This is a genomic window from Streptomyces sp. NPDC029674 (assembly GCF_044903205.1).
Classification (GTDB): Bacteria; Actinomycetota; Actinomycetes; order Streptomycetales; family Streptomycetaceae; genus Streptomyces.
This window is the reverse complement of the sequence record NZ_JBJDPY010000017.1, coordinates 126495-137849: the sequence shown is the minus strand read 5'-3', so window position 1 is coordinate 137849 and position 11355 is coordinate 126495. Positions and strand designations below refer to the sequence as shown.

Here is an 11355-nt window from a genome sequence, read left to right as displayed (position 1 = left end):
AGCGCAGAGGCGCCACAATCCCCGTTCAGCGGGGCCAAGTCGCCATCTCTCTCGTCTACCGAGACATCCCCGCGAGCACGGGGCCGACATGGTCGCGGGTTGGCATAAGCACGCATCCAACGGGAGCATCCCGTCTACGACCTGTCCCCGTCTGCACGGGACCGACAGCCTACTGAGAGACCGCCACCACGCATAGAGGAGCCCTCCCGGCGCGTGCCATCCCCGAACCCGCGGGGGATGCCCCCCCTGGCGACCTTCTCCCAAACCGCCTTGATGCCGTGACCCCCACATGAGTGGGGGTAGCCCCCGGCCGCGGTTGTGCAGCTCGATCCCGAGTGCCTCCTGCGCCCGGGGGTGGCTCTACAGATACCCGGACAGCGCCTTTGGGTATCACGCATACTCAACATGCAAGTACGAACCCCTCGTTCAACCCGTATGACCGCTATGCGCGAATAGGCGAGAGTGTTCGAAACTAGCTGCCAGCTGTAACGAACCTGCAGGTCGAGGAGTCTGCTCCCCGCATACGCGGGGATGGTCCCCTCAGGTACTTTGATTTCGGCGCCGCCCCAGGCTGCTCCCCGCACTTGCGGGGATGGTCCCGCCGCCTTCGACGACGTCCTCGACCAAGTCGCCGTGCTCCCCGCATGCGTGGGGATGGTCCCATCGTCATCAGGCCCAGCGGGGTGATGGCGTCCGTGCTCCCCGCACCTGCGGGGATGGTCCCGGTGCGAATTACCTGCGTCACCGGTACATCTCCTGCTCCCCGCACGTGCGCGGATGGTTCCAGCAGGCCAGCGAGGACACGTACGGCCAGTTCCTGCTCCCCGCGCCTGCGGGGATGGCCCCGCCGACTCCCAGGTGCGGCCGTGGCTGCGTCGGTGCTCCCCGCGCCAGCGGGGATGGTCCCAGCGCGTCTTTGCGGTCCCGCTCGACGATGCGCTGCTCCCCGCACGCGCGGGGATGGTCCCCAGTTGCGTCCTCGTGCGTCCTTGGTATGGACGTGCTCCCCGCACCTGCGGGGATTCCCTGCGGGAGAGCCAGGATTGGGCGGAGCCGATTGTGCTTCCCGCGCCAGCAGGGATGGCTCTACAGAGGCCGGCCCTTGGTTGGTGTCGTGTGAAGGGTGCGTTCCGTGCCCGGCCCGGGCTCCTGCACTCGCTTGGTGCTCCCCCGCCGGCTACGCAACAGTTCGCGCAAACACGCGTCTGCGCGGACGGCGCCTTTCAGCATCACGCATACTCAACATACAGATACCCACTCCTCGCTCGACCCATTGACCGTTATAGCCGAATCGGCGAAAGTGCTCGAAAACAGCTCCCGGCAGTAAGAAACCTGCAGGTCGAGAAGTCTGCTCCCCGCACGCGCGGGGATGGTCCCCGCGTACTCAGGATGTTGGCGGCCTCGTTGATCTGCTCCCCGCACGCGCGGGGATGGTGCCGTGGCCCTGCCCGCCGTGACGATCGGCGCGGACTGCTCTCCGCGCCCGCGGGGGTGGCTCTCTGGAGGTCGGGCCCTGGGGTGTCGCCTAGAGGGTGCGCTCCGTGCCGGGGGAGGGCTCCTGCGCTGGCTTGATGCTCTCTCCGCCGGCTACGCAGTAGTTCCGCGCAAACAAGCCTCTGCGCGGACAACACCTTCCGGCGTCACGCATACTCAACAAGCGCGCACCTACCCCTCGTTCGACCCGTATGGCGGTTATGTCCGAATCGGTGAAAGTGCTTGAAATCAGCTCCCGGCAGCAACAGACGTGCAGGTCGAGGAGCCTGCTCCCCGCACGCGCGGGGATGATCCCAACCTCCTCAACGAGCTGCCGACCGTGCAGGTCTGTTCCCCGCACGCGCGGGGATGGTCCCCACGTCCACCGTGACGCCGGCGAGGCCGCGGACTGCTCCCCGCACGCGCGGGGATGGTCCCTCAGCCGGTGGACGGGGCCAGCCGAATACCGGCTGCTCCCTGCACCCGCGGGGATGGTCAGGCCCGGGATATCGTCCCCGGACGCCGACGGCTCGGGGTGTTCCCCCGCACCCGCGGGGATGGCCCCTCGGGCTAGCAGGAGCCTCCAAGGGTTTCTGCCTGCTCCCCGCACCTGCGGGGATGGTCCCACCGAGTACACCGCGTCGGAAGTTCAGACGCAGTGCTCCCCGCACCTGCGGGGGATGGTCCCTAGGGCCTGTCCGATAGGTCCGGTGACTGACCAACGTGGGGATCGTTCCAATCGGTGTGGGGCGGGGTGACCTCTCGGATGAGGAGTGGGTTCGGCTGGAACCGCACCTGCCGAAGAACGTTGGACGAAGCAGAAAGAGCCGCCGCAGAGTGATCAACGGAATCCTGCTTCCGGCAGCGGACCGCCATTCCATGGAGGGACCTACCGCTCCGGTTCGGGAAGTGGAAGACAGTGCACGACAGGCATCGACGCTGGTCAGCGGACGGTACGTGGGACAGGGTTCTGTGTGCTGTCCAGGCTGACGCTGACGCGGAGGGCCGCATCGACTGGTCCATAGAGAGCGTGGACTCCACAGTGTGCCGCGCTCACCAACAAACGGCCGGGGCCCGTCGATCCGCTCCTCGCATTCCAGGACGCCGACGGCGCCCCGTCTCGCACCGCGCCGATGAAGCTCTGGGACGCTCACGCGGTGGCTTCACATGCAAGATCCACCTGGCCAGCGAAGGCGGCCGACGGCCGCTCGCAATTGTGCTCACACCGGGCCAGTGGGGCGATGCCCCGCAATTGATCGAGGTCCTGGACCGCATCCGCGTCGCCCGAACCGGCGGTGGACACCCACGCACCCGCCCGGACTACCTGAGCTGCGACTACCCGGACGAGGCCAAGACCGATGCGCGGGACGCATTCATCATCGCGGACGCGGCCCGCGCGATGGCGCACACGCTGCGGGCGATCGACGGCGAGGACGAGACGATCGCCGGGCCTGAGATGACCTGGGCTTCGACGATGACCTGCCTGCGAGGCCACTCGGGTCGCGAACCGGCTGTACCGCCTACTGACCCAGTTCCATCCGTCGCTGGAGCGCGTTCTTGGGCATCGGTTACAACATCCTGCCATGCTCGCCCTGCTGGAACGGTTCGGATCACCGGCCCAGATCCGCAAAGCCGGACGACGGCGCCTGGTCACGCTGCTGAGGCCGAAAGCCCCGCGGATAGCCGAGCGGCTGGTCGAGGCCGTCTTCATTGCCCTGGACGAGCAGGCCGTCACCGTTCCCACGACCGATGCGGCCGCACTCATCGTCCCGAGCCTGGCCGGATCGCTGACCTCGGTCCTTGACCAACGCAAGCTTCTGGCCGGGCGGATGGGCGTACTGCTGGAGGCCCGCCCTCTTTTGAAGGTCCTGACGTCGATACCGGGCATCGGCGTCAGGACCGGCGCCCGTATCCGGATCGAGGTCGGTGACGGCAGTCCCGACCGCCGGCTACCTCGCCGCCTACGCCGGACTCGTGTCCGACCCGCAGTTCAGGGTCCTCAATCCGAGGCGAACAACGCTCCCGGAGGGGAAACAAGCAGCTCAAACAGGCCTTCTTCTTCTCCGCGTTCGCGGCCCTGGGCGCCCCTGAGCCGCGGACCTACTACGACGAGAAGATCGCCCAAGGGAAGCACCACACCCAAGCCCTGCTCTGCCTCGCCCGACGCCGGGCAGACGTCCTCTGCGGGATGCTCCGGGACGGCACTTTCTATGAGCCTCGGCCTGCCGCAGTGACGTGAGATCTGCGCCTTCCGAGACCAGCACGCGACCCACCAAGTTCCGTGGGGCTTATCGCTCACACGGCAAGTTGCGGTGCACGACCGTCGACAGAGGCGACTCGCAGTCGAACTCGAACGTCTCTACCGCGGCGTCGGCCGGGAAATCCGGGTGGTCGTGCCAGATCTGAGCGAAGGCAACCAGAAGGTTCCATGAGGCTGCTGCGTGCAGCTCGGTCTCCGCCGCGTGCTCAGGCGCTGAAGTTCGGTGGAAGCGCACCGCCGCGATCTGCTTGTTGGCGGCCAGACGCAGAGCCATGGCCGTGCGACGGGCTTCGCCTTGGAGCGGGGCCGTGTCCGGGATGCGCGAAAACACGAAACGGACCAGCTGTGTGATCTGGTCCTCGCTGATCCGCTCCACTCTCTCCCCCTCTGGCCAGCACGCCCATTCGCCTGATGTGGCACCAACTATCGCACCGCAGATCACTCCTCGATCTGGAGGGTGTCGGTCACGGACATGCGCGCACCACGCCCCCCACGGGCACCCAGACTGCTTGACCAAGGCATAGGGGCACCTTCCCCCGCACGCGCGGGGATGGTCCCGGCGGTACGCAGGGCGGATACGTCCTGGCGGCGTGCTCCCCGCGCCTGCGGGGATGGCTCTGGGGGTCGGCCCTGGGGTGTCGCCTGGAGAGTGCGCTCCGTGCCCGGGGGGGGCTCCTGTGCTGGTTTGGTGCTCTCCCCCCCGGCTACGCAGCAGTTCCGCGCAAACACGCCTCTGCGCGGACAGTGCCTTCCGGCATCACGCATACTCAACATGCAAGCACCCACCCCTCGTTCGACCCGTATAGCCGTTATGGCCGAATTGGTGAAAGTGCTCGAAATCAGCCCCCGGCAGCAACAAACCCGCAGGTCGAGGAGTCTGCTCCCCGCACGCGCGGGGATGGTCCCGCTCATCCAGGTACCACACTTCTGAGGGGAGACTGCTCCCCGCACACGCGGGGATGGCCCCCCGGCCGACGCCACGAACAGCGGCTTGCGGAAGTGCTCCCCGCACACGGGGGGATGGTCCCGGGGCATCTGCCGGGCAGGCGCTGCGCCTGGACTGCTCCTCGCACGCGCGGGGATGGCCCCAGCCCGAAGACCGACTCCTCCGTGGACTCGGGTGCTCCCCGCACCCCTGGGGATGGTCCCTACCGCGAGCGCGGCCCGCCCGGCTGCGCAGCCTGCTCCCCACAGGTGCGGAGTTGATCCCGATCTGGAGGGCAACCGGGCGCCGATGGGCGGCTGCTCCCCGCAAGCGCGGGGATGGTCCCGCTGCTCCGAGGTCCTCGGCCTGGGTACCGAAGTGCTCCCGCACCCGCGGGGATGGTCCCTATTCGATCCAGTCACCGCCGAGCAGGCGGCCGAGGACTTCGCGGCCGAGGTGGCGGGAGGTACGCGGCATGTCCAAGCGGGCGTTAGCCCAGGCTATGGGCTTCGACCCGTCCTACGTAAGCCACATGGAGTCCGGCCGCACCAAGCCCACCGAGGAGCTCGCCCGGCTCGCCGACGAAGCGCTGAACGCCGGGAAGGCCATCTGGCGGCGCTGGTGCGACTACGAGCAGGCCCGGACCGCAGCAGGCACCTGCCCGCGGCCCCGCCGGCCCCGCGCAGGCCCGAGCAGCCGTACGCCACCGGCTCCGCCCTCGTGGTCGAACACGACGCCGCCCACCTGAAGTACGACGGCCGCTCGTACCGGCTCACCATGCGCCGGCTACTGCGGAACACCGGCACCGAGCCGGTCACCCGCTACTTGATCCGCGTCTCCGTCGACCGCTACCCAGGTGATCCGGAGCGGTCCAACGCGCACTACCGGGCGCACCCGCTGACCTGGGACGAACTCGCCCTCACGGCGAATTGCCGGGGTGAGGCGATGCGTTGGCAGGCCAAGCACGACCGCGACGCCTTCAAGGAAGTCTGGCTGCTGTTCGACAACGAACACGGCCGCTTCCCGCTCTACCCCGGTGAGTCCGTGTGGATCGAGTACGCCTACACCGTCGGCGACGACAAGTGGGGCAACTGGTTCCAGCGGGCTGTCCGCCTGCCCACCGAACAGCTCGAAGTCCAGCTCTCCTTCCCCGCCGACCTCAACCCGGTGGTCTGGGGAACCGAGACCTCGATGACCGCAGAAGCCTCCTCGCTGCGGACCCCGCCCGTCCGCAGCGACGACGGGGATCTACGGCAATTCACCTGGGTCACGGCCACACCCGCCCTTCACGCTCGGTACCGTCTTGAGTGGCGGTTCCGGGCACGGCCCGAACGTGACACGGATCAAGGGGAGTTCAGGTGATCGAGGTGCGGCCCAGCCAGCAAATGCGAGATCTCGGAGTCGTCCAGCACGGCACCGGCATCCTCGCCGAACCGGCCCGCGCCTTCGACCTGCCCGCCGAGCGGGACGAGGCCGAGCGCATCACCGACGAACTGTTCGCCGCCACGGAGCGGATCGGCCAGGCCCACCCATTCGCCAAGGGCATGGGCATCGCCGCCCCGCAGATCGGCATCGGCCGCGCCGCCGCCGTCGTCCAGCCACCCGGCGACGCACCCGCCATCATCCTGCTCAACCCACGGATCACCGACCGCTCCGGCGAGCTGGACGAACAGTACGAAGGCTGCCTCAGCTTCTTCGACGTCCGCGGCCTCGTCCCCCGCCCCCTGAGGATCACCGTCGAGAGCACGGCCCTGACCGGCGAGAGCGCCACCACCGTGTATGAACGCGGTCTCGCTCGCCTCATCCACCACGAGATCGACCACCTCGACGGCCTGCTCTACACCGCCCGCATGAGGACTGGCGTCGACCCCATCCCCGTCGAGGAGTACCGGCAGACCGGCAGGGCCTGGGTGTACGAGGGCGCCTGACATCACCCAGCATGGGCTCTGGTGCAACGTATAAATATGGACCACTGAACCAGCCATGGTCCCGCTGGCTCCACGAGGTCCGGTACTCCCCGCGCCTGTGGGGATGGTCCCTCGTCACCCCGGCCGCGCGTGAAAGCGGCGGTGTGCTCCCCGCACTCGCGGGGATGATCCCAAGCTGGCCGTCCAGGGCCGTCCAGGGCCGTCCAGGGCCGTTCGGCGGACTTCTGCTCCCCACACGCGCGGGGATGACCCCGTCTACGCCCGCGTTGTGATCTCCGGCACCGTCTGCTCCCCGCACACGCGGGGATGGCCCCGGCAACGTCGAGGTCCGGCGGATCTGGGATCACTGCTCCCCGCACACGCGGGGGTGGCCCCTCGGGCTGCTCTCCGTCTACGTACAGCTGGTTCTGCTCCCCGCACGCGTGGGATGGCCCAGACCTGGGGTTCGTCGCGTCGGGCCCGCTCGACCGGGGGCGCTCCCGCACCCGGAGGGTGGACCACAACAGTTGTCTTTTGCCGCCCCACAGATTCCTAGCAATTGCTAGTATGGCCGTATGGCAGCAGAGCAGAGGCAGTTGAATGTCCGGGTGGGAGTTCACACGCATGAGCGGCTCACAGCTCGCGCGAAGCGGCGCGGGATGACGGTGCAGGCGTATGTGTCCGGCCTGGTGGAGAGTGAAGTCGACCCTGCCCGGGACGCTTTTGTCTCGGGGCTGGTCGATGACATGAATGAGCTGCTCGGCGAGTTCGAGGACGCCTTTGAGGCGGGCAGTCGTTGATGTTCTTGCGTGTAGACGCCCGCTGGATTGAGGAGTCCCTGGAGGAGTTCGAGCGCCAGAGCGGCCGGGAGACCGGCATCGATGACTGGGGTGCTCTGGCGGCCGCCGTGTACCGGCACGCCTACGAGCTGCACGCCGGAGAGCCGTTCTACCTCGAAGCCCCGGTGCGAGCGGCGATCCTGCTGCAGATGTTCGTGCTCACTCGCCCGCTGGCTGACTACAACGGCCTGGTCGGCTCAGCGCTCGCCCTGCGGTACCTGCGCGAATCTGGAAGCCCCGTGAAACCACCCGCCGGAGGCCTTCCCGAACTCGTCACCGGTATCCGCGACAACAGTCTCACCCTCCGCAGCATCGCATCCACCCTCCGTTCCTGGACCGCCCCAGCGAACTAAGGTGCCCCCTAAGCACGGTGACGTCTCCTCGATCCATATGGTCGTTATAGCCGAATCGGCGAAAGTGCTCGGAATCAGCTCCCGGCAGTAGCGAACCTGCAGGTCGAGGAGTCTGCTCCCCGCACGCGCGGGGATGATCCCCCGGTGCGATTCGAGTTGGCGCTCGAAGTCCCCTGCTCCCCGCACGCGCGGGGATGATCCCAAGAAGGTGGCCCGCACGCGGGTCACCGGACTCTGCTCCCCGCACGCGCGGGGATGATCCCACGCCCTCAGCCAGGCCGCCCTTCCGCGAATCCTGCTCCCCGCACGTGCGGGGATGGTCCCGAACCAGAAGGGTGGTGTCGGCAAGACCGCCACTGCTCCCCGCACGCGCGGGAATGGTCCCCCGCCGACCAGGATCCAGACCGGGCCGTCCGGCTGTTCCCCGCGCGTGCGGGGATGGTCCCCGGGTGGATGACCCCTTCGGACGGGACTTGGACTTTTCCCTGCGCGAGCGGGGATGGTCCTACAAGGGCCGGCCATTGGGTGTCGTGTGAAGGGTGCGCTCGCGCTCCGGGGGCCCTACGCTCGCTTGGTGCTCCCCGTCGGCCATGCAGCAGTTCGCGCAAAACATGCCTCTGCGCGGACAGCGCCTTCCGGCATCACGCATACTCAACATACAGATGCTCACCCACCTTTCGCCCCGTATGGCCGTTATGGCCGAATCGGTGAAAGTGCTCGAAATCAGCTCCCGGCGGTAACAAACCTGCAGGTCGAGGAGTCTGCTCCCCGCACGCGCGGGGATGGTCCCCAGTGCCCCGGCTGCGAGAGCAACGGCCAGTGCTGCTCCCCGCACGCGCGGGGATGGTCCCCAGACGTCGCAGCATGCGTCGTTCAGCTCGGCCTGCTCCCCGCACGCGCGGGGATGGTCCCGTCCACCTGATCGCGGTATTCCAGGACTTCAACTGCTCCCCGCACGCGCGGGGATGGTCCCACCCTCACCTCCACCCTGGCCGTCACCTGGTGGCTGCTCCCCGCACGCGCGGGGATGGTCCCCCGGGGGACCCGCCGGTCGTGATCGCGGGACCCTGCTCCCCGCACGCGCGGCGCGCGGGGATGGTCCCGACGACCACGAGGACACTGCACGCGACCAGTCCTGCTCCCCGCACGCGCGGGGATGGTCCCCCGACGTGCCTGACACGTAGTTGGGTGACTGGCTGCTCCCCGCACCCGCGGGGATGGTCCCCATATCCGCCGACGGAGTCCACGGACCCAGCCCTGCTCCCCGCAGGCGCGGGGACCACGTCAGTCGTAGTTCCGGGGTGTTCTCTGTGGAGGGGCCATCCCCGCAGGCGCGGGGGTGGTCCCTCACCATCCCTGGGGGGACCGTGAACCACCGCCTGCTCCCCGCTTGCGCGGGGATGGTCCCGCGTCGGCGCTATGGCTGGGCCGCCGCACGCCCTGCTCCCCGCACGCGTGGGGGATGGTCCCGCTGCGGGTTCTTGCCCGTTCGGGTCAGGGCTTCCAAGTGCGCAGGAGGGGGACGATCCGGTTGGCGGTGCACTGCGGGTTGTTGAGTTCGTGGGCGAGTGCGGTGAGTTGTTCGCGGGTGGGGTGGACGGGGATGTTGGAGGCCTCGAGGTACATGACGGCGACGGCGCAGGCGACGGTGAGGTTGGAGCGCTCCAGCCATCGGCAGCGTCCCAGGGTGTGCACCAGGGCGGCGGCGCGGGCGAAGACGCCGTTGTAGACGGGGGTGTCGAGGAGTTCGCCGCGGTGGCGGGCGACGGCGGCGATGGGCACGCCGTAGTCGTCGGCGGCCGGATCACGGTGCCCGGCCCGCTCCGCCACTTCGAGGATCCAGGATTCGTCGACGTGCAGGATCATGCGGCGTCCGGCTGCCGCTGGGTGGACGGGGCGTCGAGCTGCTGCTCGAGGTTGTCGAGGAACGTGCCCTGTTCATCGATGAGTCGCTGGGCGGCCGCCATGCCGGCGGCGCGGGCGCCGGTGGTGTCTTCGATGATGAGCCGCTCCACGTATTTGTTGAAGTCGAGGCGGCGGGAGCGCGCGGCGGCCTTGCCGGCCTCCAGGACGCTCTCATCGAGTCGGACCTGTGTCTGCTTGTTGGTAGCCACACTTGATGGTAGCAGGGTGGTAGCAGTAGCGTGGTGTCGATCATCTGGAGTTGCCCCAGGCTCGCCAAGGGCTTCGATGTGGCCATCGTGCTCACGCCCGGAAGGTGCTCCCCGCGACTGCGGGGATGGTCCCCCCGACACCGACGGCGTCATCCCCCTCGGCAAGTGCTCCCCGCGCCTGCGGGGATGGTCCCGCATACGTCGTGAGGGCCGCTCGCCGCGCGGCCTGCTCCCCGCACACGCGGGGATGGTCCCGCTGCTGCGTTCCGGGGCGGTTGGGTGATCATCTGCTCCCCGCACGCGCGGGGATGGTCCCTCGACGAGTCTCGGCGAGGCTCGGAAACGCTGCTGCTCCCCGCACGCGCGGGGATGGTCCCGGCACGCCGGCCAAGCGACAGCAACAGTGGGACTGCTCCCCGCCCGCGCGGGGATGGCCCCTCCGTCCGCCGGGACAGCGAAACCGCGTCCGGCTGCTCCCCGCCCGCGCGGGGATGGTCCCAACAAGTACGTTACTCAGCTTGGTATGGCTCTCTGCTCCCCGCACGCGCGGGGATGGTCCCCACTCGGTATCCGCGACGCCGAAGGAGGCGAACTGCTCCCCGTACGCGCAAAGATGGTCCGACCAGGGATAACGTCCCCGGACGTCGGCGGCTCGGGGTGTTCCCCCGCACCTGCGGGGATGGTCCCATGCACTTCAAGAGGTCAAGGGCTATGAGCGTGGGGTTCCCCTCATCCGCCTCACTCGGCCTCGGCGAGGGGCCACTCGACGACGCGCTCCCCCACACCCGCGGGGATGGCTCTACGGGGGTCGGCCCTGGGGTGTCGCGTGGTCGCGCTACGTGCCCGGCCCGGGATGGCCTCTACGCTCGCTCGGTGCTTCCCGGTGGCCGTGCAGCAGTTCCGTGCGAACACACCTCTGCACGGACAACGCCGTCTGGTATCACGCATACTCAACATACAGATGCCCACCATCCGATCGACCCGTATGCCTGCTATGACCGGATCAGCGAAAGTGCTATAAATCAGCTCCTGGCAATACTAAACCTGCAGGTCGAGGAGTGTGCTCCCCGCGCCTGCGGGGATGGTCCCACCTACACCGAGGCGGTCCTGCATGGGCTGTGGTGCTCCCCGCGCCTGCGGGGATGGTCCCTCCAAGGCCGGTCAGGGCGTCATGCGGCAGTTGTGCTCCCCGCGCCTGCGGGGATGGTCCCGGCCGCGAGCCGCTGGCTCCGCCGGTCTACGTCTGCTCCCCGCACGCGCGGGGATGGTCCCAGGAGCCAGTTTGCCGTACAGTCGCGCCGTTTCTGCTCCCCGCACGCGCGGGGATGGTCCCTTCGCGACGGCCGCCTTGCTGCTGCGCTCCAGCTGCTCCCCGCACGCGCGGGGATGGTCCCAACGCGCTGACGTCCCTGGGTAACCGGGCTGCGTGCTCCCCGCGCCTGCGGGGATGGTCCCTGCACGCCCGACCGCAGCGCAGGAATCAG

Annotated in this window: 7 protein-coding genes, 2 pseudogenes and 3 CRISPR repeat arrays (1 of these 12 cut by a window edge); of the genes and pseudogenes, 6 read left to right on the top strand and 3 right to left on the bottom strand. The window is 68.6% G+C overall.

Annotated features, from left to right (window positions below; genetic code table 11):
• Positions 1–2389 precede the first annotated feature (2389 nt).
• Positions 2390–3712, top strand: a pseudogene (locus ACI2L3_RS32575) (transposase); the annotation flags it as partial.
• A 49-nt stretch (positions 3713–3761) separates the two neighbouring features.
• Here ACI2L3_RS32575 and ACI2L3_RS32570 read toward each other — a convergent pair.
• The gene (locus ACI2L3_RS32570; RefSeq protein ID WP_404755997.1) at positions 3762–4109 is read right to left on the bottom strand and encodes a hypothetical protein; all 348 of its coding nucleotides are present in this window, start codon (positions 4107–4109) and stop codon (positions 3762–3764) included.
• Positions 4110–4692: 583 nt separating this feature from the next.
• Between ACI2L3_RS32570 and ACI2L3_RS32565 the strand changes: the two are divergent.
• From ACI2L3_RS32565 to ACI2L3_RS32545, 5 genes and pseudogenes are all read left to right on the top strand, one after another.
• Positions 4693–5217, top strand: a pseudogene (locus ACI2L3_RS32565) (multiprotein-bridging factor 1 family protein); the annotation flags it as partial.
• Between the two features lie 62 nt (positions 5218–5279).
• Positions 5280–6020 (top strand): XRE family transcriptional regulator, encoded by a 741-nt coding sequence (locus tag ACI2L3_RS32560; RefSeq protein ID WP_404755996.1) that lies wholly within the window; start codon positions 5280–5282, stop codon positions 6018–6020.
• Between the two features lie 23 nt (positions 6021–6043).
• The gene (locus ACI2L3_RS32555) at positions 6044–6586 is read left to right on the top strand and encodes a peptide deformylase (RefSeq protein ID WP_404755995.1); all 543 of its coding nucleotides are present in this window, start codon (positions 6044–6046) and stop codon (positions 6584–6586) included.
• A 554-nt stretch (positions 6587–7140) separates the two neighbouring features.
• Positions 7141–7365 (top strand): hypothetical protein, encoded by a 225-nt coding sequence (locus ACI2L3_RS32550; protein ID WP_404755994.1) that lies wholly within the window; start codon positions 7141–7143, stop codon positions 7363–7365.
• Positions 7365–7757, top strand: a complete 393-nt coding sequence (locus ACI2L3_RS32545) for a hypothetical protein (protein ID WP_404755993.1) — start codon at positions 7365–7367, stop codon at positions 7755–7757. Before ACI2L3_RS32550 ends, ACI2L3_RS32545 begins: the two co-directional genes overlap by 1 nt.
• Positions 7758–8518: 761 nt before the next feature.
• Positions 8519–9226: a CRISPR direct-repeat array (repeat unit 29 nt; unit sequence CTGCTCCCCGCACGCGCGGGGATGGTCCC).
• Positions 9227–9251: 25 nt separating this feature from the next.
• On the opposite strand, the gene ACI2L3_RS32540 is transcribed toward ACI2L3_RS32545, so the two are convergent.
• Both ACI2L3_RS32540 and ACI2L3_RS32535 read right to left on the bottom strand, forming a co-directional pair.
• The gene (locus tag ACI2L3_RS32540) at positions 9252–9623 is read right to left on the bottom strand and encodes a fic family toxin-antitoxin system, toxin component (protein ID WP_404755992.1); all 372 of its coding nucleotides are present in this window, start codon (positions 9621–9623) and stop codon (positions 9252–9254) included.
• Entirely contained in the window at positions 9620–9871 is a 252-nt protein-coding gene (locus tag ACI2L3_RS32535; RefSeq protein ID WP_404755991.1) for a hypothetical protein, read from the bottom strand. The genes ACI2L3_RS32540 and ACI2L3_RS32535 overlap by 4 nt, the downstream gene beginning before the upstream one ends.
• Positions 9872–9975: 104 nt before the next feature.
• Positions 9976–10492: direct repeats of the CRISPR family, unit length 29 nt; unit sequence CTGCTCCCCGCACGCGCGGGGATGGTCCC.
• 440 nt (positions 10493–10932) lie between these two features.
• A CRISPR array of direct repeats spans positions 10933–11355; the repeat unit is 29 nt; unit sequence CTGCTCCCCGCACGCGCGGGGATGGTCCC (it continues 638 nt past the right edge of the window).

Bases quoted from the DNA above. Each gene is read 5' to 3' on its own strand.
- ACI2L3_RS32550 (WP_404755994.1), top strand. From the start codon at position 7,141: ATGGCAGCAGAGCAGAGGCAGTTGAATGTCCGGGTGGGAGTTCACACG.
- ACI2L3_RS32545 (WP_404755993.1), top strand. From the start codon at position 7,365: ATGTTCTTGCGTGTAGACGCCCGCTGGATTGAGGAGTCCCTGGAGGAG.
- ACI2L3_RS32555 (WP_404755995.1), top strand. From the start codon at position 6,044: ATGCGAGATCTCGGAGTCGTCCAGCACGGCACCGGCATCCTCGCCGAA.
- ACI2L3_RS32540 (WP_404755992.1), bottom strand. From the start codon at position 9,623: ATGATCCTGCACGTCGACGAATCCTGGATCCTCGAAGTGGCGGAGCGG.